The 25,625-nt window shown below is 51.7% G+C and carries 33 protein-coding genes; 14 read left to right on the top strand and 19 right to left on the bottom strand.

Features of this window, described 5'->3' with window-relative positions; genetic code table 11:
• Positions 1 to 180 precede the first annotated feature (180 nt).
• Positions 181 to 1,623, top strand: a complete 1,443-nt coding sequence (locus ORD20_RS08450; RefSeq protein ID WP_430626093.1) for an APC family permease — start codon at positions 181 to 183, stop codon at positions 1,621 to 1,623.
• Here the strand turns inward: ORD20_RS08450 and ORD20_RS08445 are convergent.
• The 3 genes from ORD20_RS08445 to ORD20_RS08435 all read right to left on the bottom strand — a co-directional run bounded on the left by ORD20_RS08445 (position 1,566) and on the right by ORD20_RS08435 (position 4,207).
• The gene (locus ORD20_RS08445; RefSeq protein WP_430626092.1) at positions 1,566 to 2,576 is read right to left on the bottom strand and encodes an MFS transporter; all 1,011 of its coding nucleotides are present in this window, start codon (positions 2,574 to 2,576) and stop codon (positions 1,566 to 1,568) included. The two genes, ORD20_RS08450 and ORD20_RS08445, sit on opposite strands and share 58 nt — an antisense overlap.
• 87 nt (positions 2,577 to 2,663) lie before the next feature.
• A complete protein-coding gene (locus ORD20_RS08440) occupies positions 2,664 to 2,897 on the bottom strand; it encodes a hypothetical protein (protein ID WP_430626091.1) in 234 nt (77 codons plus the stop codon).
• Complete coding sequence (locus ORD20_RS08435) at positions 2,894 to 4,207, bottom strand: formate--tetrahydrofolate ligase (RefSeq protein WP_430626090.1); 1,314 nt, start codon at positions 4,205 to 4,207, stop codon at positions 2,894 to 2,896. The genes ORD20_RS08440 and ORD20_RS08435 overlap by 4 nt, the downstream gene beginning before the upstream one ends.
• A 169-nt stretch (positions 4,208 to 4,376) precedes the next feature.
• Between ORD20_RS08435 and ORD20_RS08430 the strand changes: the two genes are divergently transcribed.
• On the top strand, positions 4,377 to 4,769 hold the full coding sequence (locus ORD20_RS08430; RefSeq protein ID WP_103374655.1) for a hypothetical protein: 393 nt from the start codon (positions 4,377 to 4,379) through the stop codon (positions 4,767 to 4,769).
• Here the strand turns inward: ORD20_RS08430 and ORD20_RS08425 are convergent.
• Together ORD20_RS08425 and ORD20_RS08420 are read right to left on the bottom strand one after the other, a co-directional pair.
• Entirely contained in the window at positions 4,702 to 5,757 is a 1,056-nt protein-coding gene (locus ORD20_RS08425) for a 2-hydroxyacid dehydrogenase (RefSeq protein ID WP_103374656.1), read from the bottom strand. The genes ORD20_RS08430 and ORD20_RS08425 overlap by 68 nt on opposite strands.
• A 76-nt stretch (positions 5,758 to 5,833) precedes the next feature.
• Complete coding sequence (locus ORD20_RS08420) at positions 5,834 to 6,061, bottom strand: hypothetical protein (protein WP_103374657.1); 228 nt, start codon at positions 6,059 to 6,061, stop codon at positions 5,834 to 5,836.
• 130 nt (positions 6,062 to 6,191) lie between these two features.
• On the opposite strand from ORD20_RS08420, the gene ORD20_RS08415 reads away from it, so the two are divergent.
• Together ORD20_RS08415 and ORD20_RS08410 are read left to right on the top strand one after the other, a co-directional pair.
• Entirely contained in the window at positions 6,192 to 6,989 is a 798-nt protein-coding gene (locus ORD20_RS08415; protein ID WP_103374658.1) for a helix-turn-helix domain-containing protein, read from the top strand.
• Positions 6,976 to 7,614 carry a thioredoxin family protein gene (locus ORD20_RS08410; protein WP_103374659.1) on the top strand — a complete coding sequence of 213 codons (639 nt, stop codon included), beginning with the start codon at positions 6,976 to 6,978 and terminating at the stop codon, positions 7,612 to 7,614. The genes ORD20_RS08415 and ORD20_RS08410 overlap by 14 nt, the downstream gene beginning before the upstream one ends.
• On the opposite strand, the gene ORD20_RS08405 is transcribed toward ORD20_RS08410, so the two are convergent.
• From ORD20_RS08405 to ORD20_RS08390, 4 genes are all read right to left on the bottom strand, one after another.
• Positions 7,577 to 8,482 carry a DMT family transporter gene (locus ORD20_RS08405; RefSeq protein WP_103374660.1) on the bottom strand — a complete coding sequence of 302 codons (906 nt, stop codon included), beginning with the start codon at positions 8,480 to 8,482 and terminating at the stop codon, positions 7,577 to 7,579. The two genes, ORD20_RS08410 and ORD20_RS08405, sit on opposite strands and share 38 nt — an antisense overlap.
• Before the next feature lies 1 nt (position 8,483).
• Positions 8,484 to 8,774, bottom strand: a complete 291-nt coding sequence (locus tag ORD20_RS08400; protein ID WP_103374661.1) for a hypothetical protein — start codon at positions 8,772 to 8,774, stop codon at positions 8,484 to 8,486.
• Positions 8,775 to 8,822: 48 nt separating this feature from the next.
• A complete protein-coding gene (locus tag ORD20_RS08395; protein ID WP_103374662.1) occupies positions 8,823 to 9,179 on the bottom strand; it encodes a rhodanese-like domain-containing protein in 357 nt (118 codons plus the stop codon).
• Positions 9,180 to 9,365: 186 nt separating this feature from the next.
• On the bottom strand, positions 9,366 to 9,740 hold the full coding sequence (locus ORD20_RS08390) for a pyridoxal-phosphate dependent enzyme (RefSeq protein ID WP_430626089.1): 375 nt from the start codon (positions 9,738 to 9,740) through the stop codon (positions 9,366 to 9,368).
• Between the two features lie 202 nt (positions 9,741 to 9,942).
• Between ORD20_RS08390 and ORD20_RS08385 the strand changes: the two genes are divergently transcribed.
• The gene (locus ORD20_RS08385; protein WP_103374664.1) at positions 9,943 to 10,215 is read left to right on the top strand and encodes a hypothetical protein; all 273 of its coding nucleotides are present in this window, start codon (positions 9,943 to 9,945) and stop codon (positions 10,213 to 10,215) included.
• A gap of 75 nt (positions 10,216 to 10,290) precedes the next feature.
• Positions 10,291 to 11,160, top strand: coding sequence for a DHHA1 domain-containing protein (locus tag ORD20_RS08380; RefSeq protein WP_103374665.1), 870 nt, complete (start codon positions 10,291 to 10,293; stop codon positions 11,158 to 11,160).
• On the opposite strand, the gene ORD20_RS08375 is transcribed toward ORD20_RS08380, so the two are convergent.
• A complete protein-coding gene (locus ORD20_RS08375) occupies positions 11,157 to 11,516 on the bottom strand; it encodes a zinc-binding dehydrogenase (protein ID WP_430626088.1) in 360 nt (119 codons plus the stop codon). The genes ORD20_RS08380 and ORD20_RS08375 overlap by 4 nt on opposite strands.
• Positions 11,517 to 11,652: 136 nt before the next feature.
• Here ORD20_RS08375 and ORD20_RS08370 point away from each other — a divergent pair, with 136 nt between their 5' ends.
• Entirely contained in the window at positions 11,653 to 12,831 is a 1,179-nt protein-coding gene (locus tag ORD20_RS08370; protein ID WP_103374667.1) for an MFS transporter, read from the top strand.
• A gap of 165 nt (positions 12,832 to 12,996) precedes the next feature.
• Here the strand turns inward: ORD20_RS08370 and ORD20_RS08365 are convergent, their stop codons facing one another.
• On the bottom strand, positions 12,997 to 13,524 hold the full coding sequence (locus ORD20_RS08365) for an SOS response-associated peptidase (protein ID WP_430626087.1): 528 nt from the start codon (positions 13,522 to 13,524) through the stop codon (positions 12,997 to 12,999).
• A gap of 244 nt (positions 13,525 to 13,768) precedes the next feature.
• Between ORD20_RS08365 and ORD20_RS08360 the strand changes: the two genes are divergently transcribed.
• From ORD20_RS08360 to ORD20_RS08350, 3 genes are all read left to right on the top strand, one after another.
• Positions 13,769 to 14,614: an ARMT1-like domain-containing protein gene (locus ORD20_RS08360; protein WP_158246181.1), complete on the top strand. Its 846-nt coding sequence runs from the start codon at positions 13,769 to 13,771 to the stop codon at positions 14,612 to 14,614.
• A gap of 157 nt (positions 14,615 to 14,771) precedes the next feature.
• Positions 14,772 to 15,515 carry a hypothetical protein gene (locus ORD20_RS08355; RefSeq protein WP_146038987.1) on the top strand — a complete coding sequence of 248 codons (744 nt, stop codon included), beginning with the start codon at positions 14,772 to 14,774 and terminating at the stop codon, positions 15,513 to 15,515.
• Entirely contained in the window at positions 15,508 to 16,731 is a 1,224-nt protein-coding gene (locus tag ORD20_RS08350) for a hypothetical protein (RefSeq protein WP_103374671.1), read from the top strand. Before ORD20_RS08355 ends, ORD20_RS08350 begins: the two co-directional genes overlap by 8 nt.
• A 49-nt stretch (positions 16,732 to 16,780) precedes the next feature.
• On the opposite strand, the gene ORD20_RS08345 is transcribed toward ORD20_RS08350, so the two are convergent.
• Both ORD20_RS08345 and ORD20_RS08340 read right to left on the bottom strand, forming a co-directional pair.
• A complete protein-coding gene (locus ORD20_RS08345; RefSeq protein WP_103374672.1) occupies positions 16,781 to 17,101 on the bottom strand; it encodes a HesB/IscA family protein in 321 nt (106 codons plus the stop codon).
• Positions 17,085 to 17,921: a sulfite exporter TauE/SafE family protein gene (locus tag ORD20_RS08340; RefSeq protein ID WP_103374673.1), complete on the bottom strand. Its 837-nt coding sequence runs from the start codon at positions 17,919 to 17,921 to the stop codon at positions 17,085 to 17,087. Before ORD20_RS08340 ends, ORD20_RS08345 begins: the two co-directional genes overlap by 17 nt.
• Positions 17,922 to 18,014: 93 nt before the next feature.
• On the opposite strand from ORD20_RS08340, the gene ORD20_RS08335 reads away from it, so the two are divergent.
• Positions 18,015 to 18,857 carry a YihY/virulence factor BrkB family protein gene (locus ORD20_RS08335; RefSeq protein ID WP_158246182.1) on the top strand — a complete coding sequence of 281 codons (843 nt, stop codon included), beginning with the start codon at positions 18,015 to 18,017 and terminating at the stop codon, positions 18,855 to 18,857.
• Here ORD20_RS08335 and ORD20_RS08330 read toward each other — a convergent pair.
• Positions 18,845 to 20,059, bottom strand: coding sequence for a DUF445 domain-containing protein (locus ORD20_RS08330; protein ID WP_103374675.1), 1,215 nt, complete (start codon positions 20,057 to 20,059; stop codon positions 18,845 to 18,847). The two genes, ORD20_RS08335 and ORD20_RS08330, sit on opposite strands and share 13 nt — an antisense overlap.
• 201 nt (positions 20,060 to 20,260) lie before the next feature.
• On the opposite strand from ORD20_RS08330, the gene ORD20_RS08325 reads away from it, so the two are divergent.
• Entirely contained in the window at positions 20,261 to 20,746 is a 486-nt protein-coding gene (locus tag ORD20_RS08325) for an inorganic diphosphatase (RefSeq protein WP_103374676.1), read from the top strand.
• Here ORD20_RS08325 and ORD20_RS08320 read toward each other — a convergent pair.
• Genes ORD20_RS08320 through ORD20_RS08310 form a run of 3 tightly spaced genes read right to left on the bottom strand, consistent with a single transcriptional unit; the run spans position 20,743 to position 23,035 of the window.
• Positions 20,743 to 21,876: an FUSC family protein gene (locus ORD20_RS08320; RefSeq protein WP_103374677.1), complete on the bottom strand. Its 1,134-nt coding sequence runs from the start codon at positions 21,874 to 21,876 to the stop codon at positions 20,743 to 20,745. The two genes, ORD20_RS08325 and ORD20_RS08320, sit on opposite strands and share 4 nt — an antisense overlap.
• A 29-nt stretch (positions 21,877 to 21,905) precedes the next feature.
• Entirely contained in the window at positions 21,906 to 22,856 is a 951-nt protein-coding gene (locus tag ORD20_RS08315) for an amidase (protein WP_430626086.1), read from the bottom strand.
• Positions 22,853 to 23,035, bottom strand: a complete 183-nt coding sequence (locus ORD20_RS08310) for a hypothetical protein (protein ID WP_103374679.1) — start codon at positions 23,033 to 23,035, stop codon at positions 22,853 to 22,855. Before ORD20_RS08310 ends, ORD20_RS08315 begins: the two co-directional genes overlap by 4 nt.
• A 111-nt stretch (positions 23,036 to 23,146) precedes the next feature.
• Between ORD20_RS08310 and ORD20_RS08305 the strand changes: the two genes are divergently transcribed.
• Both ORD20_RS08305 and ORD20_RS08300 read left to right on the top strand, forming a co-directional pair.
• Entirely contained in the window at positions 23,147 to 23,584 is a 438-nt protein-coding gene (locus tag ORD20_RS08305) for an FAS1-like dehydratase domain-containing protein (protein WP_158246183.1), read from the top strand.
• Positions 23,584 to 24,012 carry a MaoC/PaaZ C-terminal domain-containing protein gene (locus tag ORD20_RS08300; RefSeq protein WP_103374681.1) on the top strand — a complete coding sequence of 143 codons (429 nt, stop codon included), beginning with the start codon at positions 23,584 to 23,586 and terminating at the stop codon, positions 24,010 to 24,012. The genes ORD20_RS08305 and ORD20_RS08300 overlap by 1 nt, the downstream gene beginning before the upstream one ends.
• On the opposite strand, the gene ORD20_RS08295 is transcribed toward ORD20_RS08300, so the two are convergent.
• Both ORD20_RS08295 and ORD20_RS08290 read right to left on the bottom strand, forming a co-directional pair.
• Positions 23,948 to 24,613 (bottom strand): CPBP family glutamic-type intramembrane protease, encoded by a 666-nt coding sequence (locus tag ORD20_RS08295; protein WP_430626085.1) that lies wholly within the window; start codon positions 24,611 to 24,613, stop codon positions 23,948 to 23,950. The two genes, ORD20_RS08300 and ORD20_RS08295, sit on opposite strands and share 65 nt — an antisense overlap.
• On the bottom strand, positions 24,567 to 25,616 hold the full coding sequence (locus ORD20_RS08290) for an aldo/keto reductase family protein (protein WP_430626084.1): 1,050 nt from the start codon (positions 25,614 to 25,616) through the stop codon (positions 24,567 to 24,569). The genes ORD20_RS08295 and ORD20_RS08290 overlap by 47 nt, the downstream gene beginning before the upstream one ends.
• Positions 25,617 to 25,625: the final 9 nt, after the last annotated feature.

Here is a 25,625-nt window from a genome sequence, read left to right as displayed (position 1 = left end):
CTCGCTTGCTGCGCGCACGACCTAGCTATTTCAAAATCTACATCCTGTGGTATTGGTCTCACGATGGATAACTAGCGCCGTAAAACCACAGCCTAAATGGGACGACAACTCTGTTTCTTGCGAAGATATGTTGTAAGATAGCATTAGCAAGTTTGTTGCATTCGGTTAGGAGGATTTATCGTGGCTCAAGAAGACAGTGGACTGCACACCAATGTCGTAGGTTTTTGGGGCCTTGTCAGTCAGAGTTTAGCGGGAATGGCGCCAAGCTGTGATGTTGTCGCCTTCATGACAGCGGGCGCCGCGTTTGCGCTTGTTGCGTTGCCGTTGTCTTATTTGTTGGCTTTTGGCTTGATGTTTATTGAAGTGAATACGCTTTACCATTTATCGAAAGATCGCGCGTCGGCGGGCGGATATTACAGTTATGTCTCGGCAGGCCTTGGGACAAAGGCATCGCTAATCACGGGATTTATGGTAATTTTTTACCAAACTCTCAGCGTCGCAGCTATTCCTGTATACATTGGCGGTGTGTTTTTGCCAGGATTAGCCGCGCGTCTACATATGACCTTACCTCCGCTATTTTGGATTTTTGCTGTGCTTTTCTTTATTGGCGTGCCGTGGCTACTATCCGTCATGGGAATTCGTCCGAGCATTAAAGTGCTGGCTACCACGAGTTTAATTGAGATTTCATTTTTAATTGTGGCCTCGATCATCATCATGATAAAAGTCCACCCCGGGCATCCTTTGATACCCTTCGAAGTGGGCCGTGTGGGCATTAAAGGCGTTTCTTTAGGCATGGTCTTTGCTATCACGAGTTTCATCGGCATTGGCAGTCATGCTTCGTTGGGAGAAGAAGCAAAAGGCGGCGTACAAACGCAACGTGGACGCTTAATCGGGAAAGCGGCGTTAGTGTCTTTGACTTTAACGGGCGCGGCCTTAACCCTGTCAGCGTATGCGCTTACCGTCGGCTGGGGTATGTTTCGTATGGGCACGTTCTCGGGGGCTAATGCACCAGGCGTTACCGTATTTTTACGCTACTTAGGCCCTGTGGGTGCAGCGGCTTTAGTCATTTTAGCGTTAAACAGCGCCATGGCTGACAGCATTGCCTTGCTGACTAGCTCATCACGCGTGCTCTATGCGATTGGCCGCGACGAACTCATTAATACTGGATTTGCCCAGGTCAATGGGCGACGCGCCCCTGCGCGAAGTGTCAGCGTGCTCGCAGGATTAGCGGTCATTGTTGGCGTTTTAATTGGCTCCCTATTAGGACCTGCTCAGGCTTTTAACGTCATGACCACCGCTGTCCTCTTTGGGTTGGTATCAGCCCACACGCTAATGAATATCTCGTTGATGAAACTCTTCCGTGAGGAGCATAAGCGGTCGCATTTTGTGCAACACATCATCCTCCCGATTTTAGCCATTGTCTTATTTTGGTGGGTCTTATATGAGTCGGTTTGGCCCATTGCGTATCCCTTAAGCCTTTCCGGCGTCATATGGTTGATCGTGCTAGTTCCTGTGGTATGGTATGTCTCTCGGGTCTCACGGAAAGTGCCTGTAGCGCATACGCATCAATTAGGTGCGGTAATGACCGTCGTTTTATCCGGACCCAAAGCGCCAAAGCCATAGGTGATAACTAAGAGCAGCCATGCGCTGTATTGCCACAAAGGGTATTGCCTAAGTGGTCCAGGCTCACATATCAGCAAAGTTCCTAACCCTATTAACCCCAATGCGCGCCCTAAAAAACCCCAAATTTGTAATGGACGCCGTCCCCAGCGATCAATCAAGGCCACTGTCACAAGCGCGGCGGGAATGGTAATAGCCTTGACCAAGACGCTGTGCCACGCGGCACCCGAAGCGGTTGTGCCAAAAACTGTGACGAGCATTAAGGGAAGAAATAACGTAAGGCCTTGGTCGCTCACTTGATAGCTGAGCCACGTAACGGAAGAGAGCAACACGCTTTTACGATACTGCGTATGGTGCACGATGTTTTTGATATCCCACCAGGAGGCGGCATGATGGGCTCTCCACGCTGCCGATTCGGGAATCTTATGCCTGACCCATAGCACAGGAACAACCAACAACGCACCGACAAAAAGCGGGACACGCCACCCGCCTGGATAGCGCAACGCCAGAGCACCTACTCCATACGCGACCAGCATGCCAAAGTTTGCGGCCCACATCGCCCAGGCCATGACACGCCCCCTCAGCTGTCCTGCGTATTCCACCAAGTAAGGAAATGCCACCGCAAAATCCGCTCCGACCCCTATCCCCACCACCACGCGCATTGCTGCTAACCATAAAAAGTTGGGGCTGAATGCGCTCATCATTGCCGCTATCCCGTACGCTACAAAGTCCAAAAGAAGGATAATGCGCCGCCCCCATTTGTCTGCGAGGAGTCCCGAGATAAGGCTGCCGATAATCATGCCGATAAAGGTTGAGGTCCCTAACATGGTGATGGCCGCGGTGGCAATGTGCCATTGTTTGACGATGTCTGGCAGAACCACCGACAGCGCTCCCATGTCGTAGGTCCCTATGAAAATCCCTGCCCCGACTGCCACTATCACCTGTGGTTTCCTCACAATACCCCTCCTGCATGCGCGTCTTTACAAGGATTATAAATGATAATGAGAGCCATTATCATTTATAAGAAAAATAAAAGCGGAACGTCATCGTTCCGCTTCTAACCATTGCTGTAGCACATTGCAGTCTACGACCACATTGTCTTGTCCTTTTGGAATAAGCACGCGTGCGGGTGCTCCAGGCTCCCCCAAATTGTCTAGAACAGCCAAAGCGCCCGTAAAATCGTGATCATATGTCCACTCATTCATGGTGATCACGGTTGGAATTTGGGCTTGACGTGCTGCTAGAAGACCGGGCGAGGAATCCTCAAAGGCTATCACGTCACCTGTAGTGGCACGCTCTCATCATATAAGGGCTGAAAGGCTCCCCTTGATGTTTCTAGCTCTTTGGCCACTAATGCGGCTAATTCTTCGCCACCAGCCCCGCCTTGGCCAAAGACATCCGCGGAGGCTGCGGCAATGCCACGGTGGGCTAGCGCAGAAATAAGCCACTGAAGTTCCTCTTGGGTATCGGTACCGAACTGGTTAATCGCAACCACGACTGGTAATCCATAAGACTGGAGATTTTCAATATGTTTCAGAAGATTGGCCATGCCGCGTTGCAACGCCACCAAATTCGGTTGTGCCATCTCACTTAAAGGTTGTCCGCCGTGGTAGCGAAGGGCCCGCAAAGTGACCACCACAACGGCTAGAGAAGGCTGTAAATGCGCTATTGGTGCTTTGATATCTAGGAATTTTTCTGCTCCCAAATCGGCGCCAAAGCCCGCTTCTGTTACAACCACATCGGACATACGCAGTCCTGCTTCTGTGGCCACAATGCTGTTACAGCCATGAGCAATATTGGCAAACGGGCCGCCATGCATAATCACGGGCGTATGCTCTGAAGTTTGCACTAAGTTAGGCATCATGGCGTCGCGTAGAATAGCCGCCATCGCTTCTTCTGCGCCAATGTCTCCTGCGGTAACCATTTGGTTACCCTGACTTGCGATAACCATGCGCGCCAAACGCTGTTTTAAATCGTTCATGTCCTGAGATAGCGTGAGAACCGCCATCACTTCCGATGCCGCCGTGATATCAAATCCGGTTTCGCGAGGGATACCTTGAGAGGGTCCTCCAAGGCCTATGACAACATGGCGCAGGGCTCGGTCGTTGACATCTAAGACTCGCTTCCACAACACACGCTGGGGATCGACGTCCAGACGACTGCCGTGGAACAGTTCATTATCAATTAGCGCGGCCAGCAAGTTGTGAGCTGCCGTGATGGCGTGAAAATCTCCGGTGAAGTGAAGATTAATCGCGGTCGAGGGTTCAGCTTGTGAAGCGCCTCCTCCGGTTGCGCCTCCTTTCATGCCAAATGTGGGCCCCATGGACGGTTCTCGCAAGACGGCCGTAGCCGCGATCCCCAGCCGACGCATCGCTTGGGATAGACCAATCGACATGGTCGTTTTGCCTTCTCCTGGGGGCGTGGGATTGATCGAGGTCATCAAGACAAGTTTGGCCCGCCTCGGCCGTTGGTAAATGATATCTAAAGGAATCTTGGCTTTGTCATTGCTAAACGGAATAATATCGGATTTCGTCAGGTCTAGTTGTTGTGCGATGTCTCCGATGGGGTGCAGAGTTGCATGGGGCATATTGGTCTCCTCCGGTACTGTTGGTGTCGTATGTCGCTCCTTATGCTGTGCGAAAGACACAGTCTATGACTTCCGACTCTGTCTGAACGAACTATGGGAATAATACCAAGAGTAGTGCATGTAGCACCAGCAGTCCGTCAAAATTTTGCATCTGACTGGAGGTCATTCCGTGAACGCTGTGCTCTGGGCATCCGTCAGTCTGGCTGCCTTAGTCGGAACGATTGGGCACGAAGCTGCCCATATCGTAGTCGCCCGCCATTACGGGGCACGGTGGCACGGCATGCGGTGGCATAAGGGGCGGTTAACCACAGTTATCGATATGACAGGCTTATCCCGAATGGCTTATCGCTGGGTTGCCGCGGCAGGCCTCGCCGTGGACGGTCTGTTATCCGTTCTCGCGTTGCTGTCCGTGATGCTGATGCGGTGCACGTGCCTTTGGTTAGAGGGCCCTTTGATTTGGGGCCTCGCCAGCTTACTGGTGAATGGCTGTCCTTTCATCCCTCATTCGGATGGGTGGCAAATGATTTTTGGCGTCCGTCGTTTTGCCATTGCCAAAGATTGACGCCCGGCCGTGGGACTAGAACATGATGCGCTGAATGCTGGGCGAAAAAACATTGCACGTTTTCTAAGGCATGGGTTGCCATGGCCGTTAGGGCTTGCTGTGTGACCCCGGAAATATGTGGAGAAAATAACGTGCGTTCTTGGACGGACGGCGGCAAGCTCCGTAAGGGACTACTCTCAGACAGTGGCTCGGTCTCAAAGACGTCAAGAGCTGCACCGTATAGCCGTTCTTCGATAAGAGCTTGGGCTAAAGCTTGTTCATCCACGACGGGTCCTCGGCCAACATTAATCAATACGCTACCAGGTTTCATGCATGCCAATTGGTCTTTTCCCACCAAGTGAAACGTTGCATCCGTGAGAGGTACGGTTAATACCACAATATCTGCGAGCTTCCAGAGGTCGTCAGGTGCCACATAACGAACAGCGTATTCTTGCTCCACCTGGGGGTGACGGTGTCGCTGGTAATAAATCAGGTTCATGCCAAAGGGCGTGGCGAGCTGGGCTAAGTGTTGCCCAATTTGTCCCATTCCGTAGAGGGCCAAGGTCAGCCCACGCAGATCTCTGATCATTCCCGCCAATTGTTGCCGCTTCATAAATTGCCCATTTAAGACCATGGTATGAGCCGCACCCATGTGCCGCATAAGATAGATGGCTGACATTAGGGCGTGTTCCGCGACGGCGTACGCGTTTTGACCGGGGTTGTGGGCCGCGACAATGTGACGGTCCTCCAGAGCTGACAGGTCGACATTGTTATAGCCCGATCCCAAAGTTTGAACAAATTCCAGAGTGGTCCACGGCTCAAGAGTATGAGCATTAACGGCATTGCCTGCAACAATCATAGCGCGTGCCTGATTAAAGATACTGATCCGTGTTGGTGCGGCAATGTCATCGACGAAGCGCACGTCCAATGCGGGAAATGTCGCGGCGATTTGTCGCATCAGCGGCTGTTGTGCGTAAGAAACGACTAAAGGCCTTGTGCTGCTGGGCATTTTGTTACCACCGCCCTTATCTTTTTTGGTGGGTCGATTGTACCATGATTTGCCCAGGTATCTTGCACAATGCTAATTACAACGATTTGCCTATCAATTGATTCATGGCTTCCGTACGCTTCGGCTCTTGGTGGGCCTTGACCGTTTCCTTGATCAGTGACTTCAATTGTTTTTCATCAAGAGTGCCGACATATTCTAAGTTGCCAATATCAATCTCGTGGGTTTTCTCTTGCCCATCGTCCAAAATGGTATGCACTTCATAGTTGGGAAATTTGCCGACAAACCGGAAATCTTTAATCTTCATAGTGACCTCCTTGCGGATTGTTTGAATTTAGCATGTCTTTTTGAACACGCTCTATGCATCGAAGTGGCATGACCTGGCTTAGCGATGGTACACTCATGGTATCCTGAAAAAAGGCGGCCCCCCTAACGCTATGATTATTGATGAATCGATTGGGCTGGCGATTCGCTCCCATCGCTTGTCTCAACATTGGTCGCAAGCTCAACTGGCGCGCAAAGTCGCTTTATCACAGAAACAATTGTCGCGCATAGAACAGTCTCAGGTTTTGGAGATATCTCGAGACCTGCTGATTACGATTGCCCAAGCGCTCAGAGTCCCGGTGTTAAGCGGCGAGGTTAACCAATGGCTCTATAAATGTGGATACCGTCCGTATGTGGCGCCTCAATTGGAACTGCCGGACGAATACGTTCAGTGGATTGTGCGGTTCAATCCCTTTCCCGCCATTTTATTGGACATCGGATGGTATTTACGGTTTTGGAATCAGACGATCGAGCGCCTTTTTCAAATTCCCTTTGGTTCCCTTAAAGGTCTCAATCAAAATTTGGCGGTCTTGTTATACGCGCCCGACTCTCCTTTAGCGGGGTGGTGGTCTCCTGAATTGCTTGCGCACATGTTGAACCGGCTGTTAGTCGAATGGCAACCCTATGTGACAGAACCATGGGTGTCTTCCTTAAAGAGCGCGCTGAGCGAACGCATTGGAATTCCGTGGGATGAATTGCCCATTCCTTCAACATCAGAAATTTTATCGGTGAGCGCTGACCATGGCATTCGCAAATTACGATTTCGGTCCAATCAAGTCCCAATCCCCAATCGACCGGACCTGATGATTATCCATTACTATCCGTTGGATGATTACACGGAGCGGTGGTGCTGGAAGACGATAACAAATGCCGAGAACATAGAAAAGGAGACGCCTCATGATACTCAATGACGCCGACGAACGGCGCATCGGTCAGGCGCTTCAAGGCTTGACCGATGCGCTAACCTTAAGAGTCCATTCCAACCAACCAGACTCGACCTTAACCAAGGCGACTCTTGACCTTGTTGATTATACGGTGAGCCTGGCTCCGCAAAAGCTAAATCGAGAGGCGGTGCCCCTAGGTGCGGATATGCTTGATCCTACGACCCTCATCGTGAGTTCTCACGGAGCATTTGGCGTCCGTTTTATCGGCACGCCCAGTGGAACGGAATACACAACGTTTATTCAGGCCTTGATGACTTACGGAAATCCATTGCCCCACCAACAACCCCCGTGGGCAGAGTGGCTTCAACAGATTGCGAATCCTGTGACGGCCGATATTTTTGTTTCCACGACGTGTACCCGTTGTCCTCAGGTCGTAGATCAAGGGATTCACTTTGCACGCATACAGCCAATGATTGCGGTTAACATCATTCAAGCCGAACAATTTCCCGATATCAGCCAGACGCACCAAGTCATGGGTGTTCCTACCATTTGGTGTCGACCTGGTCCTTATAAATTAACAGGAATGCCCGCGCCTGAATATTTTGCCGCCTATCTTATTCAAGCATCGACTCAACCGGGGCCTGATCACTAAGCGTAGCGGGAGAGCGCATAAATCCAGAGCCCGCTGCCCCGGCAATCACAATCAAGCCCCCCTCGATTTGAATTGTGGACAATGACTCGTGCAGCAGAAGCATCGCGAGAACCGCGGTAAACACCGGCAGCAAGTTCAAAAACGGGGCCGCTGTTCCGCTTCCTAACCGGTTTACCCCAGTACTCCACATCATAAACGCCACCACAGAGGCCAGGGTACTGACATAGGCGAGGGCTAATCCACTTTCCACCGTTAGATGAATTGGATGCGTCGTGAGGTTCCACAGTCCCAAAAGAACTGAGGGAATCGCTCCGCCCACTGCGGCCCCGGCAGTCAAAACTAAAGGAGAGAAACGATGGCGATAACGCCGTCCCAAGGCCGTATAAATGCCCCAGGCCAAGGCCGCGACAATGAGTAAGCTAGCCCCCCAAAGACTGCCGGATGCCGAGGCACCACCGCCAAGCAACAAAATCTCGCCCACGATGGATAGCGCGACCATGGCCCATTGCCCTATGCGCACCTTATCCCCTGCAATGAAAAATCCTGCCACCAAAACGGCTAAGGGCGTAAATCCGGATAGCAAGCCCGCCTCACCCGCGGGCACCATGGTCAAGCCCCAGTATGTCAAACTGGAAAAAAGGAACATGCCCATAAAGCCTAAGAGCAAAAATGCCTTCCATTCGTAACGAAAGGGAATGCGCTCACGACGTTGGTGGACTATCACGAGTAAAATCGCCGCCGACACGACCCAGCGAATGCCGTTGAGGGTAAAAGGCCCCATGCTTACACGAAGAATGCGTCCCGCCAAAAAATTCCCGGCCCAAAGCATATTCGCTAGGACTAACAACAAGATGTATTTAAAACGCATTTTATCGGACCTTCTGATGTTGGACGTAGATGCGCCGAATCCCTCGATGCCATACTTCTACGGGGGGGCCTCCAGGGTTGGCATACACCTCTCCTGTGGGGGCATACCCTGGAGGCGCCTGCTCATAAACCCGCTGGTACCGCTGCGTCCACCCTATTGAGAAGATTAACAAGATAAGCCCCGCGGCGATCAAATAATACATCACCGCGGAAATGCCATAGAAGCCAAAAATCGCCCCACCAATCAGTGCGGCAATCGCAGCGCCACGAACAAGAATCTTATCGACAAACATACTCAGATCTCTCCTTCCGTTCTCCGACGAAAGGCGCAACGAATCTCATTACTTAACAACCCGTCCGGTCCACTTCGTCATGCCGCCTACCATATTGCGTGCTACAAAGCCTTGGGCTCTTAAGAGCCTCGCTGCCTGAGCGCTCCGCCGGCCGGTATGGCACACGGTAACAATCGTGGCGTTATTACGCAATTCATGAGTGCGCTTAGGGAGCTCAGAGAGCGGAATCAGTTGCGCCCCCTTGATATGTCCCTGGCGATATTCATGTTGCATCCGCACGTCCAAAATGACGATCTTTTCACCCTGGGCCAGTAATTCCAAGACTTCGGAAGGCGTTATATGAACCGGGACCTTCTGTTCCGTTGTTGTGTTGGTACGCCGCTTTCCTATCAACCACTCAAGCATCGCTATCCTCCACCCACATTCTTGCGTGTTCCATCTTTATGCCTACTAAAATTTTAACACGGACCGCTGCCATGAGAAAGATGGAGCCATTGGGGCCGTGAGGATTGGCCTATAATCTGTCGTGATAGCTGCCGACACGCGTAAAAACCGATACGGCGTTGCTCTTCCCCTCGACGTGTGGCTATTTTAAAAAGGCCCATAAAGGATTAGAGGATTTCTCATGAAAGCTTTCAAAATGGCAATCTTGTCGGGGCTCATCTTATCAGGTACCACAAAAAGAGCATGGTAGCCCTTAACCGCCGCTGCCATCGCTAAAGCAATGCCGGTATTACCTGCGGTCGCTTCAACAATGGTCCCTCCTGCTTGCAAACGTCCGTCTTGTTCAGCGCTTTCAATCAATGCTGTTGCAATGCGGTCTTTAATACTTCCTCCGGGATTTACGCTTTCTAATTTGATAGCAATGTCTACACCATTGTCTGGTCTAATACGCTGCAACGCAATAAGCGGTGTATGCCCTACCGCATACAGGACGTTGGGTAAAATGTGATCCGACACTGACATTTTCGGCTCCCTTCTCGAGCACGGTGAGAATCTTGTACAGATACGGATCAATTATACAAAACTTTAAAGACATCCCCTGCCTCCTATGGTGTTTTGTGTTCGGACCACATTCAACCAATCTTCAGGTTTCCAGGAAGGGATTTGCGCATGCATCGCGAATTATTGTTCCCATGGGAATATGGGCGGAAGGAGTGTCTCTTTAATGCCTGCTAAAACCAATTCACGACCCCTCGTGCTTTTCATGCTGACGGCCACGCTATTGACTTCCGCGCACGCTCTGGTTCAAGGGAAATCCCGTCCTTTTCAGCGATTTCTCGTCTATAATGCCCAAAGTCAACCCAGTCTATATACGGTGGAAGTTCTGGACACCACAACCCTAAAAAATGTGGGCCCATTAAAAGCGGGAACCACGGTGCGATTGGCCGGCACACTCAAAGGGCGGACGATTCGCGCAAGCTACATTGACATCGTGTAATCCCTAAGGACATATTTCCTATCTTGCGGCGTCATGCTATGCTTCGAGGCATGTACCCATGAAGAGGAGGAACGTATGGAAACAACGGGATGGCTCATTACCCATAAAAATTGTTTGGATGGAGCCGCTGCCGCGGTCGTGGGCCAAAAATGCGGGCTGACCCCGGTTTTTGTGGAACCCGATCAAGTGGCTTCGGCTTTTGCCCTCATTACGGATGATAAACCCCTGTATTTGGCTGATGTGTCGCTAAAGCCTGAACAATATGAGGTCTTAGGCGCTCGCATTCACTGGTTACTGGACCATCACCAAACGGCGTTGCCATTAAAGACTTGGCCTGGGGTAACAATTGACCTTAGTAAATCCGGATCGCATTTGCTGTACGACTACATGGTCGGGCATGGAATGCTCGCGCCCTCCCCGCAATGGAGCCGTCTGATTCGCGCAGTGGAACGCTATGATTTGTGGCAGCCATGTCATGGAGCAGGGCAGAATCTTAACCGGTTATTTCATGATGGCGGTTATGCATGGTTTTATGAGCATTTCCATGACGGATGGACACCGTATAATAGAGCTGATCAAGATCGGCTTGCCGAGTTAATTGCCCAAGAAACCACGTTTATTCACGCTCAGCTCCAAATAGCGGTGCGGACCAACACCCCTTTACCCATGGTCGCCATCCCGTTAAGTGATGAGGGGCCCGTCAACGAAATAGCGCACCGTTTGTTGGAATCAGGGGCTGCTTTGGTGGTATTTATTAAACCAGATGGACGCCTATCGGCTCGAAGCGACCCACGCGTGGATGTCGCTGCACTTATGGAAGACAGATTTCACGGAGGTGGACACGCGCGTGCAGCGGGTGGACGACTCGAGAAGCCAGGGCCATATACACCGGCCGACGCGCGTGCTGTATTGGAACAAATAGGTGACTATGTGCTGTCGCACTAGTCGACGGTTAAAATGACTTTGCCAATGGTCTGGTTTGTCACTAGATAGCGATGCGCTTCAGCTGCTTGGGCTAAAGGAAACGTCCGGTCAATGATGGCTCCCAGCCGTCCCGACGCAAAAAACGCGTGGGTGCGCTCTTGGAAGGTTTGAATTAAACGCATTTTTTCGTATTTCGGCCGCGAACGCAAAGCGGTGCCGCGAACTGTCAGTCGCCGGCCCAAAAGTTGACCTAAGTGGATACTGGCATCTGTACCGCTGAGCGTTCCGATCACGACGATGGTTCCTGTTGTCTTGAGACTGGCCATATTAGCTGTCAAATACTGTTGACCGACGAAATCCAAAATTGCTCCATGCAAACCCTCCTAATCAGTCGCAACTTAGGGCGAAGTCGGACACTGAAACTATTGTAAACTTCTTCGTAGGCAAGGCAAGTATCCTAGAGCGAAGCGAAATCTTTACACTAGGGCCTCAGCAAATTCTTAGGAGGGACTCATGACCTTTTCGTGGCTCGTTATCTTTATGGCTATTGCAACGGGTGCCAGCGTAGCTAACTTGTACTACAATCAACCGCTACTGACATTAATGGCGCATTCGTTTCATGTGGGGTCCGCCGCCGTGGGGGCGGTGACCATGTTAACCCAAATCGGGTACGCCGCAGGACTTTTGCTCTTTGTCCCATTGGCCGATCTCTGGGAACGCAAGCGGTTGATCATCGGTTTGTTTCTCTTAACGGCAATGGCATTGGAACTGGTGGCGGTCATTCCCGCTTTTATTCCCTTTCTCGCCATGAATTTTGCACTCGGTTTGGCGACGGTCGTGCCACAAGTTATTGTTCCTGTAGCCGCTGATCTCGCACCAGATTCTTCGCGTGGAAGAGTGGTGGGGGTAGTCATGAGCGGGTTATTAATTGGTATTTTGGGAGCGCGAACGGTAAGCGGCTTCGTGGGTGATTGGTTAGGATGGCCTCGCGTTTATGAATTGGCGGGTCTTCTTATGCTGATTTTCGCGGGAGCCACTGCACGGATTTTTCCGCGATCTGAACCGCACCATCATGGGTTACGATACGCGGGACTTCTCCGCTCTTTAGGTCCTCTCATTCGTCAAGAACCCGAATTAGTTCGAGCGTCTTTAACGGGAGCTGCCTTATTTGGCGCCTTTAGCGCCTTTTGGACAACGTTGACCTTTCGGCTCGGGCTGGCGCCATACCATTACTCAGCATCCATCATTGGTCTCTTTGGTCTCTTGGGCATTGCAGGGGCCAGCGCAGCACCTGTGGCTGGACGTTTGGCCGACAAACGCGACCCCAGAATTACGGTCACCGCCTCCATTGGTCTGGTCGCATTAGCCTATTTATGGATGGGACCACTGTCCGGTCATTTGTGGGCCTTAATTGTGGGCATTATTGTTTTAGACCTCGGAGTACAATCGGGGCAAATTTCCAATCAGTCCAGAATTTATGCGTTACGTCCTAATGCCCGTGCTCGTGTCAACACGGTCTATATGGTGACTTACTTCCTGGGGGGCTCCTTGGGGTCGGGGGTGGCTAGTTGGGCATGGGGCATCGCTGGCTGGACCGGCGTCACAGTAGCGGGTCTGGGTATGACTGTGGCAGCGGCCATCGTTCACATCGTGAGTCTAGTGCGCCAGCCCATCATTGGGCGTTCTTTGTGAACGGGTAACGATTCATGGTACAATGAGGCGCGAAAAAATGTGACAACGGAGTGATTATTGCGATGACATTGCGCCACACACTGACGATTCCCGCCCTCTTCCTCGTGGCCGCAGGCATGTTGGCCGGTTGTGGGCAGCAAGCAGCGCCAAGCCATAAGTCTACCCCTAAACTCGCAAGCGGGCGTAATTTGCGGTGGAAAACGGCACCACCGGGACTTGTTCGGGCGTTAAGAGCCAAGGCATCCGGTCGTGGATATCGCCTACCCAGCGATTGGCGGGGCACGTAATCAACACGACCCGCCAAATCGGCTCTTGGCGCGAGCGAAGCAGAAGACCAGCAATACTCAAGGGGACTTGAGCCGTAAAGCGAAATGCGCGCCTATCTGGGGCCCACTCATAGAATCCGTCCGCCGGAATGACCGTACGTTGAGATTTCATAGCCTCATGAAATAGCGGCTTAGTGGTCAAACTTTCGCAGCGGGCGTTAATCAAGAGGCGATTTCCTAAAGGATATCCCCACCTTACCCATGCAGCCTTTGTTTCGCCTTCTTTTGACGGGCCTAACGCAAGAATGTCCTGTCCCGGAGCAATATTCCAGCGCGGTGTCCAATGCGGTTCCACGGGCCATGACGCCAAATGCCACGACTCTACCAGTTGTTCCCATGATAAGCCAAGAGAATAACGTCCGCACATTGAATGACTCCTCCTTCGTGCGTATCACACGGCAGGTTGTGCCGTGGTACACTAAAAATATAGTGTCCGTTAAATGCGTACAGGTCAACCATCTTCAACAAAGGCCTAGAGGATGCCAAAATTCGGCGAGACGTCACACCATCTCGCCTGGTCAGCACCTACTGAGAGGAGGAACGGGAGCTCGGATAGAACCTCGACGCTATCCATGTCCGGGAGAACACGGAAGCTTACCGAATCAAACGCTATGCAGATTGCACCAGAATGCGCGCCTTGTGTATATCTTCAATTAACGAGGACTCTTGAACATCGCGGTGTCACGGATTATCTTCCGATTCAACGCGACGTCATGTTGGCCCTGGGAACGAATTGGGACCGGTACGAGACGCCCGCTATCGCGATTGATGAAATGTATCGTGTTGCCAATCGCGCGACTCATCAAACGGATGCTTATACGGCAGAAAAGACGCGTGCCAACGAATTGGCAGAACATTTTTGGGCAGACCATGTGGTGCCTGTCGAAAATTTGTCGCAGCGTTTGGTTTATGCGTGTGCGGCAAACATTATTGATGCAGGATTGGATGCGAACCCCGAGTATTTATTCACGCAGTTAGAAGGTGCTATTGAGCAAGGGTTAGGGGTCGACCATTCCCCCATCTTTTGGTCTCGTCTTCCAAACAAAGCCCGTCTTTTATATATTACAGACAACGCGGGAGAAGTGGTCTTTGACCGCGAGTTGATGCGTTCATTACGCTATCATGGCTACCACCTCAGCGTCTTGGTGCGGCACCATGCTTTTTTGAATGATGTGACACGAGACGATGTACATCAAGTCGGACTGAGCCAGGTCGCCAATAAAATTCTTGATTTAGGCGATCATTTTACCCTTTGGGCGATGCGTGACGATATGTTGGACATGTGGGCTAAGGAATATGACGGATTTATTATTAAAGGCATTGCCAATCTCGAATCCTTATCGCATAGGTTGTTGCCGCGTCCTGCGCTCTTTTTATACCGGGCTAAATGCCCGCCTGCCGCTCGCGTAGCGGCCGCCCAGTGGAACGACAATGTCGCCTGGTACCAAAACCGTTAACGGGTCGTAAATGGGTATACTGACAGAGGATGCTTCGCGGTTGTTGTGTTTTTCCAGCCGATTTTTTGAAGGAACATGATACAATATAGTGTCTTTGATGTGCGGAGCAGACGATGAACACCCTGCCGATATGGCTGACAAAGGATTGAGAGAACGGATGAATAATAAACAAGACCTGCCAGGCATAGGCTTTACCACACGACAGCGGTGGGTCAGCGGTCTTATCGCCGGTCTCGGCGCTATCTTTGTTGGGATCTCGGTGATGCTCCATGCGCGCATTCATAGCCGCATTAGTACGATTGCTATCAATGAAAAGCAGCCGGTTAATGTACTGGTAGGCATTCGAGGGACAAGCCAAGCCCCGGCCTTTATCGGCTTTTTAGCGGTCGTACGGCCCAATAGTCAAGTCCTCACCGTGATTCCTGTCAACGGCACCACTCTTGTCTCCACTGTCAATGGCACCGAGCAGCCGCTGTATGAAGTCATTGCGGGTGAGACACCGGTGGCTGCCACAAAATCCGTCTCGCAGGCCATGGGCGTGCCCATCACCCATTATTTCTACTTCACAACCAAGGACCTGCTTATGGTGATGAATGCGTTATACTATCATACCAATCATTTGTGGCCGCAAACCGAAACGCCTACCGCGATGTTGGCGACCCTAGGCTATCCGGATGGGGCGGCGAATCCGGCAGGACAAGTGCAGTTGCTCGGCAAAATCGTTCAAATGCTTCCCGAAGTCACGCCCATCGCCGCAGGGGAATTATTAGGGATGACGAAGAATTCGACAACCAATTTAACCGCGTACCAAGTATTTGCCCTAGCGAACTATATTCGCGGCGACGCATTGAAACTGGGCTCTCTTCGTCAGCTGCGTCCTATAAGGAGGTCGCATGGCTAAAGATCTGACAACCGACACGCCGGTTCTCTTTCCTGTTCAGACGACAGCGCCGTCACCTCAGGTCAAATGGCCCACGGTCAAGACCTTACTATGGCTCTTTGTAATATCCCGGGCTTTCTTTATGGAATTGGGGGGGCTGGCTTACATCTATTTGCCCCATGCTTGGGTCGAGTCTCCACCGAATACGTTGCCTCCATCGGGGCGCCTTCTCTATCACGTGACATTTGGTTTGTGGGCGCATTGGGACGGTTTGTGGTACCTTTCTATCGCTAATATGGGCTATGCCAATCGCCCTACAGCCACAGCCTTCTTTCCTCTCTATCCATGGGTCATTCATATACTGGGAGGTGGCGTGGTAGCCGGCGTTCTCTTTAGCCTTGTGGCGTTTGCGGTGACGTTGTGGTTTCTCTTTCGTTTGACGCAATATGAATTTGGGGACCACGTCGCGTGGAACGCCGTGTTGGCACTCTCCTTTTTTCCTACCTCGTTTTACGCCAATGCCCTATACTCCGAATCGTTATTTATGGCGGTCGCCATTGGTTCTTTGTATTTTGCCCGCACGAGGCGGTACTTCGTGGCGGGGCCTTTAGCCTTAGCCGCTACCCTCGTAAGCATGTATGGTCTTCTCCTAGCCCTTCCCCTGCTCTATCTCACGTGGACGCAAGAAGGGCACCGTATTCGCCCTTTATTCCACAGTTTATGGGCGCCTGCCGGGCTCGCTCTCTACATGGGGTTTCTGTTGGCGCGCTTTGGAGATCCATTAGTATTTGAGCATGCCCAGAGCAATTGGGGGCGACATTTTGAGTGGGCCGGTGGCACGTTATGGGCTGCTACGGTAAAAGCATGGAATGTCGCAGGACAAGCCTTCAATCTCCATACCTTATTTGCGACAGGGATGCCTCAATTAACGGCTAGCAACTTTTACAATTGGATATTTGCCTTGTTTTTGTTAGGGATTCTTGTACTATCGATTAGGCGGCTGCCTCCGTATTTGTGGATGTACGAGGTGTTAGCCCTGCTCGTACCGTTTTCCTATCCCGCTTCCGGCAATCCCTTAATGTCATTACCACGGCTGGTCTTAGAAGCGTTCCCAACGTTTATTACGCTGGGATTGTTATTGCGTAAACCCTTGTATAAAGTCTGGTATTTTGTGCTGGCGATGCCGCTATCCATTTTGTTTGTGGCCCTATACGCCACCGCGCATTGGGTGGCTTAAAGCGCGGTGTACGCGCTTTAAGCCGATCTCCTGTGCGAAAGGAAAAATCTTAATGGCTACCGCAACTGCAGCCAGACTGTGCATGGGGATTCGTGAGAATAAAGCCTTCTTGCATTGGGTCAATTTTGTAGTCTAAAGTGCCGCCTTCGACATAGGGCCGGCTTGCAGCATTAACGACTAACGTAAGCCCTGCCGCGTTGATTTGCTCATCTTCGGATGTAAGTTCGTTTTCCCAGAACATACGGTATCCAATGCGTCCACAGCCACAGGCTTGTTCGGCACTCACCCGCACGTAGTCGGCTTGTTTCTCGGTGCCTAATTCCGCCAGCTTGGCAATAGCCTGAGGGGTGACTTCAATTTGTAAACTCATAGTCAAAACCTCCTTTTAGCCCATCATAAAGGGCTAGAGAGGGTCTGTAAAGACTGGACCAATTATGCTGCAGTAAATAAAGCCCGCCAAGAAGCATTAAGCCGCTTGCAATCCATTGCATGGACAGCCGGGAACGGCGAGCCTGTTGGCGTTTGCCGAACCATATTCCGCTACTCATCCCAGCAAGGGCACTGATGAGATAGAGCGGAATGATGTGCCAGTCGATAGCACAACGACCCAAGTTATGAATTGTAGCTACCCCAGAGAACACCGTGACAGACAACAAGCTACTCCCTGTGGCCGAGGCCGCTGGCAGCCCTGACCAGAGCAATGCAGGAAAGGTCAAAAAGCCACCTCCCCCACCAAATAGCCCGGCAATAAGGCCCACAATACTTCCCGCTACCGTCGTGCGTAGGGTTAACCTTTTGGCGGGGCGAAGGGCTTTTGGTAAAATCATTGTGAAAAGGACATTGAGTAACATGAGAAGGCCTAATAACGCCATACGGACGTGGCTGGATAAACCGTGTTGCAACGCGTGGCCGGCTGCCATGGCAAGAATGCCGGGCATAGTAAACCACAAGGCAGGTCTCCACAGCGGGCGGAGAGACTGCCGGCGCACAAACAGCAGGGTAAAGGCCATAGCTGTCGTCACGGCTGCTGATGTCGCAAACAGATGGCCCACATTGCGCAGCCTAAGGAGATAGCGCATAACAAGGACTGACATCGCTAGTGTTCCGCCGCCAACCGTTGCGACCAAAAAGCCAAGTCCCGTAGCCGAAACGACCACGAGGACGGTTGAGACCCAAAGACTAGAGAACATGGGCAATCCTCCTCAGGATCGTGTAATGCGTACGACTAGGATGCGTAAGATGCTGTTACACTATGTATGGAGGCCATGATAGGAGCGGTGCGGTTGAAACAATGGATCCGGTTTGGGAAGGAATTGTTACGCCGTCTCGCACGCGATGATATGCCCGCTTATGCTGCAGCTTTGGCGTACAAATTCTTATTCGCCTTATTTCCTTTAGTGCTGTTTCTTACAGCACTCCTCGGGTTTTTGCACATAGCCGGGGGTGTGACAAAAGTCGTGCGTCCGCTCGATGCCGTGATTCCCCCGGCGGTATTGCATTTGTTGCAACGTAGCATTGTCGAGGCGGTGCATCACGAAAATCCTACCGTGTTGTCGCTAGGCATTGTGGGCTTTTTGTGGGGCATGTCAGGCGCGTTTTTAGGCTTGATGGATGCGTTTAATCATGCCTATGAACTGCCCTACCCTTATCATCGATCTCTATGGCATCGCTATAGCGTAGCCATAGGCACAGGAGTCATCGTAGGGATGCTATTTATTGCGGTATTAGTCGTTGGTACGGGCGGATCCGAGGCGACTCGTTGGGCGCTTGCACATCTGTTGCATTGGCCAGTGGACCAACAGGTTTCCATAGCGATTCACTGGATCCTCCTTCTGGTCCTTCTCGTCCTTAGTTTGGACATTCTTTATACAGTTTTGCCGGACGTGGGATTACGCTTTATGATACTTAGACCCGGCACGATATTGGCCACCGTGGTGTTTTTGGTCATGTCCTCGTTGTTTTCTTTGTATACCAGCCATTTTAATACCTACAATAAGATGTATGGGAGTTTGGGTACGGTAATTTTGCTACTCCTCTATCTCTATTTTTTTGCGCTTGCGATCTTATTAGGGGCAGAACTTAACGCGATGACCGGCCATCATCTGCATAAACCTCATAAAAAGTGAATCACGACTGCCAACAAGAGCCCTACAAGTCCGCCGACTAAGGCGCCATTCACCCGAATCCACTGCAAATCCCGCCCCACATACCATTCCAATTTATCAATCCACTCATGTTCGTCCATGTGGCGTAAATTATCACGGACAAGCCGACCGATAACCGGATGATATCGGCGCAGCAAGGACACGGTGGTCCGCTTAATCAATCCCTCCAGCATCTCTTGTTGCTCAGGATGGGTGCGCAAGCTGTCCGCCATATCTGTCATGACATCGCTTATCCCACCCCAAAGGCTTTCACGGTTCAGCTGGGTACGCAGTTCGACCATGACACGCGCCACCGCCCGCTCCCAAGGGATATGGCTCACTAAATCATCTTTTGCTGCCTCAATGCGGTCCCTTAAGCCCGTATCATCCCGAACTGTCATCATAATGCGCACTAAAGCCAATTCAAATTGCTCAAACGCTTTATCCGATTGTAACCAGTCAATCAGTTGGGTTTTGACCGTGACACTGAGATCTTTATAATCCACTGTACCCAAGGATTCCAAGAGCCCTAGGACAAGCTTTTGGGTGGTGGTTTTCGTGTATTTTTCCAGCATGTCCTTCAAGCGATTTTCCATGTCTTCAGTAAATTCCACGCTATTGAGCACCTGAACCACGTGATGCGCGAGGAACTTGAAAAAGGCGCGATCATTCTCCGACTGGATGAGCCATTTGACGAGGCTGACAATGTAGTCAGAAAGATTGACGGTGTGGGCTCGTTCCGTCGTAAAGTGTTCTAACGACGATGCAATTTTTTCTTCGGGAATGAGGTCAAGCAGTTGATTGGCCGCATCCGTTAAAACCCGCTGAATTTCAGGAGAGGGAGAGGATTGTAAGAGGTGTACTAATTGCTGGCTGATCTGCAATTTCTCGATGTTGGATTCTATGAAGCCAACCGACAGCAATTCTGTTTCTACCAACGTTGCCAAGGCATCAATGATGCGGTCGCGATTGGCGGAGATAATCGATGTGTGCGGTAGCCATTTAATGCCTAAAGGATGACGAAACAAGGCAGTTACCGCATACCAGTCCGCCACCCCTCCTGCTAGTCCCGCTAACGCCATCGATTCGAGATAAGGGGCCCACACGTGTCGATGGAAAACTAGCGCTGTTAAAAACAGCACCAGCGCAATCCCTAAAGTCATGTTGGCCCAACGTCGTTGCACAGCATTCCCTCCACCTGCTATCTTACCCAACTCCCGAGATTCCGCAAAGGGCTGGGCCGTCATTACCGCTATCATACGCCTAAGGCCCATCGTGGGACATTGATTTTTGTTAGAACATCTCGCACAATACAAAGTAGATGGGTAATTAGCGAGGGTCAGAGCGTCATTTGTCTGCCATTCGCGATGAGGAGGAATTTTTTAGTGGTCATTGATGTCGTAGTGGAAATCCCCCGTGGAAGTCAAAACAAATATGAAGTGGATCATGAAACGGGACGGATTAGGCTCGACCGGGTGCTCTTTTCGCCCTTTCACTATCCGACCGAGTACGGCTTTGTGGAAAACACCTTAGGCGAAGATGGTGACCCCATCGATGTGATGGTACTCATGTCGCAGCCGACCTTTCCGGGCTGCATTGTACGCAGCCGTCTAGTCGGGGTATTAGAGATGAGTGATGAAAACGGCGTAGACAATAAAATTTTAGCAGTCGCCGTCGATGACCCCCGGATGAATGGCATTGAGACCATTCATGATGTTTCTCAACATACGCTCAAAGAAATTGCTCACTTTTTCGCGACATATAAAGAGTTAGAGGGCAAAGAGTCGCATGTGGGCGGGTGGCAGGATCACGAGAGCGCGGAGCGCATTCTCAAAGAAAGCCAAGAGCGTTTTGCCAAAGGCCAACATTAAGGGCGTTCGAGTTCTTGCTCAGCGGGAATCACCAACGGAATTAATAGGCGTGACGAAACAAGCAGGTCTTGCGTCATTTTTTCCACATCCGCTAACACGGCGGCTAGGTCTAACCAGTCGACCTCAGCATATTGTACGTTCTGTGCCAACAGGTGTCGCAGATGCGACGCCTGTTTTAATGTCCGCTCCATCTGCCATGCCGCGTGTGGATCCCGCCTAATTATGATGCGGGAATAGGTTTTAAGGGCCTGACTCATTAGTGCTAAGAGGTCTCCTAATCCTGTCGCGATGGCTTTCGGTAAGGAGGCGTAAGGATGGTCAACGTTACGCTCTACGGTGACAAACAAGCTGCGGGCAATGCCGCGCACTTGCGTCAACGCGTGCTCCAATACGGTTGCCGCCTGACGCAAGGTTTTCAGACGTTGCCTACGGCGTTTGGCCATGACATTCCACTTCAAGCTTTTCTCTGCTTGCCGGATCGCTTGTTTGACATCCTCGAGGGCTTGATCCAGCCGACGAGCGTGGCTTAAATGATGGCGGGCATGCGTAGAGTCTAGCCCCGAAATAAGGTCTTGGCGAATCGCCGACAGCACATCACACACGTCCTGGTTTAAGATCGTTAGAGCGTGCTCAGCGGCCGGTGTCGCATCCGGGGGCCAAATTAAGGCATTAATCCCAATGGCGACGATAACACCGACAGCCGTATCCAGGGCGCGAATCCACGCATATTGCGGGGCCATTCGTCCAACGGTCATCACTAATAATGCTGTGATAGCGACTTGCGGAATCCCTTGTGCACCCATGTGCAGACGGCTGGCCAAAAAGACGGCACCGTAGACAACCAGCCCGACCGACCATGCCGTCAAGTGAAAGAAATATCCGGCGCCCACAGCGACCAAAATACCGGCGGCTACCCCAACCACCCGCTGCACACCGCGCGCGATGGATTCCGCGACGGTCACTTGTAAGGACAGGATTGCGGCTAAAGGGGCAAAATAAGGGCGCGGCGTGCCAAAAACGCTTTGAGCCACAAACCACGACATGCCTGCCGCAAGCCCGGTTTTGAAGACTTGGGAATTAGTGCCTTGTTCAAGAATTGCGCGGATCGTGCGCCACTGTATCGGTATCATGAGCGTAGCATGATACGCTGCCGCGTCCGCTATCCCTCTTCGACTAGACGCTGCCACCGGTGAGCTAGGGCTAAGATGGCAAGGTCTTGGCCGTAGTCGCCGACCACTTGGACATTGACCGCAAGTCCTTCGGCATTAAGCGCGGTCGGAATCGTCACCGCAGGTAAGATCGCGACCTCCATGCCGGGCGCGTATTGCTCCATTCTTGTTAAGGGCCCTTGTGGCCAAAAAATGCGTCTTGGAGGAATCAGCGATTTCGCCCGCAGTTGATCGATATTCCCTGTTCGAGGATGACTTATGGCCTCAAGGACCAGGACGATGTCCTCAACAGACCGGGCTAAAGGACCGACATGGTCGAGTGTCCATGCTAAGGGGATCACCCCTTCCCGGCTGACGACGTCGTAGGTGGGTTTAAAGCCCGCAATGCCACACAACGCGGCAGGAATCCTAATCGAGCCCCCGGTATCCGTGCCCAAGGCTGCCGGCAATAATTCAGCCCCTACAACAACAGCAGATCCCCCGCTCGATCCCCCGGCCATGCGATCAGGCTTAGCAAAATGCCGTACGGGGCCAAAATATGAACTGGTACTGGTCGGGCCAAACGCAAATTCGTGGAGATTTAATTTGCCAATATCCACATTGGCACCGGCTGCCCGTAAGCGCTCGACCACGGCCGCATCGCGTTGGGGACGGTAATCACGCAAGATGCGCGATCCGGCTGTGGTCAACACGCCTTGGGTTTCAAATAAATCTTTGAGTCCAACGGGGATCCCGTCCAGAGGGCCCAATGGCTGGCCTTGGCGAAACCTTTTCCACGCAGCCTGGGCTGTGTTGCGCGCACGCTCAAAGTCTACCGAGATAAAGGCATTTGTTTGGGCTTGGACAAGCGGCTGTTTTTCTTGAATGCGCTCAACTAAGGAAACCGGATCATCGCGGCCTTCCAAGAAGTTCCGGTGCAACGCCAAAATCTGACTACTCATCGCGTACCCTCCCACGTTGCTTTGGGCAAAGGCGACACCGGTTCATAGCAATTCATGGCCTGGGGTGTTAAGGTTTTCACAATGAAGGACATGCCTGCTTGTGTCCACAAATCCTGCGCGTCTGTTTGCACGCCAAGGATTTGAGAGATCATCGCAGACGCATTAGGCCCATTATCCATAAAAAATCCCCTCTCTTGTCTGCTTTCTGGATGTATTATACAATGCCTCTGGCCTAATGCCGCTTTTAACGGACCGGCAACACCAAGTCATGATGCGAATGAGGGATGAAGATGCCCTGGACCGATGATCTCATCGGACGCCAATCACCACAAACACACCATCACATCGATCGGTGCACTATTCAACAATTTGCACGCGCCTTACGTCTAACGTATGCACCTTACTTTGACCCCGAAGCGGCCCGTCAGATGGGATATTCTGATGTCATTGCTCCCCCCACGTTTCCTTTTACTTTAACAGCTGCTCCCATTGAAGGATTGGATTTACCACCAAACGGTATCATTCATGGCGAGCAACAGTTTGCATATGGCGCACCTATAACCGCAGGCGATGACATTACCGTCACCAGCATGGTTCAAGGCATTAAACGGCGGGCCAACATGGTGTTTCTCACCATCCGGACCCAAGGGATTAACCAACAAGGCAAGATGGCCTTTACGGCCGAAAGTCTCTTTATTATTACGGTGTCTAGCCAGGAGGTGGGTTAATGTCGCTCCCCAAATCGCTTGGTCCCATCGAGGTGGACGTGACGCGTGCCCAGCTGGTGCAGTATGCGGCCGCATCGCAAGACTTCAATGCCATCCATTACGACACGCAAGTGGCACAATCCTTTGGACTGCCTGGTGTGATCGTCCATGGCATGCTGACAATGGGCGTATGGGATGCACTTTTCGTCCCCCTCTATACCCAAGGTTACCAGCTCACGGCCTTACAAGCACGGTTTCGGCAGGTACTGCAACCGTCTCAGACCATCATCTTGTCTGGAGTGATTGAATCAGCGGACCAAGGGGTGCGCGTCAAGCTGACGGCAACCGCACAAGGCCAGGACAAGCCCGCGGTGACCGGTGAGGCTAGGTTTTCGCAGACCGCATCCACCAATCACGAATCACCGATGCCGTCAAGCCCAGCACAATGAGCATGGTCATTCCGACTAGCCAAAAGTCATGAACGGCAAAGCTTCGGGAAGGGCCAAAGGTCAACACCATCGCCATTGTATCCATAAGGATATGAGCTAGGAGCGGTACAACAACGTCTCCTGTGGCCATCATAAACAAGACCCAAGGCAAAACACTAAGGCCTATGGTCCACATCGTCCAAGGCCCCCAAAAGGGTACATGCCACAGTCCAAATAAGGCCGCCGTCAGCATGGCAACGCCCCCGCGTTGCCATGCGGTAGTTGGCCGGAGAAACTTCCACACCGTGGCCATGGCACCAATTAATAAAGCATTTTCGACCGGCAACACTAACGGAAACTGCCAGAGCATTCGCACCGCCGTCTGCCAATTCATACGACTGAGACCCGGTTGTTGGGGGTTGAAACCCAATATTTTTTGAGCGAACGCGCCCAAGGCCATGCTGGCAACCAATAATAAGAGACTTTCTGCCACCGTCGCGTCTCGCCATCGCGCTGTTTTGACGATCTGCGGAACAAAGGGCCAACTGATCAGCGTAAATAGCAAAAAGCCATAACTATAGCCGGCAAGGCTGCTTTTGGACCAGTGTGACAAAACTAACACCGCTATTGACCCCAAAGCCGTCGCGAGAAATAATCGCCATAAGGGCAAAGGTCTGACGAATTTGCTCAATACGGTCCAAAGTCTCTGGAGCCAATTGCACCCCGACGGCCTTAACATTTTCCGTGATTTGTTCGGGGCGCGAAGCCCCAATGAGGGCACTGGAAATGCCGGGCTGTCGTAATACCCACGCGAGAGCCAACTGGCTTAACGTCAACCCTAGTTCTTGGGCTACGCCCATCAACGCTTCGATCTTGGTTAAATGCTCTTCGGTCAGGTAGCGCGTAATAAAATGGCTAACTTCTTTCGTGGCGGCCCGAGAACCTTCCGGTGTCGCTTGGCCCAACCGATATTTCCCGGTCAATAACCCTTGCGCTAACGGCGAGAAGACGACAACTCCAATGCCGTTTTGCTCACATATCGGTAAGACGGCTTGTTCAATATACCGCGAAAACATATTGTAGACCGGCTGGCTAGCGCGAAGGGGATGCAGGCCCATCGCATTTTGTACACTGACTGCTTCGGCAATACGCTCAGCGGGCCACTCGCTGATTCCCCCGTAGCGAATTTTGCCAGCCCTGACTTGATCGTCAATGGTCGAGAGAATTTCTTCCATTTCGGTATCCGGGTCATACCGGTGACAATAAAAGATATCGACGTAATCCGTCCCTAATGCCGTAAGACTTTGGTCTAGCTGCGCGATTAAGTGCTTGCGGCTCAATCCTCGATCATTCACGCCTGGTCCCACCGGCCAAAAGGCTTTGGTGGTTAACACATAGGAATCCCGCGCATATGGTGCTAAGGCTTGGGCAAGAAACCTTTCGGCTTCATGAGGAGCGCTGCCGTAGACATTGGCGCAATCAAAATGGTTAATCCCTAGGTCATAAGCGTGATGGATGCATGCTTCCGCAGTTTTTTGTTCGGTCACGGTCCCATAGGTCAACCAACTTCCAAGGGCAATCTCTGACACCTTGATTCCTGCTTTGCCTAGACGACGATAGTTCATGATAAATCC

This window comes from Sulfobacillus thermotolerans, from assembly GCF_039623705.1.
Taxonomy (GTDB): Bacteria; Bacillota; Sulfobacillia; order Sulfobacillales; family Sulfobacillaceae; genus Sulfobacillus; species Sulfobacillus thermotolerans.
The sequence above is the reverse complement of the archived record's forward strand: the minus strand, read 5'-3'. Positions and strand labels throughout refer to the sequence as shown.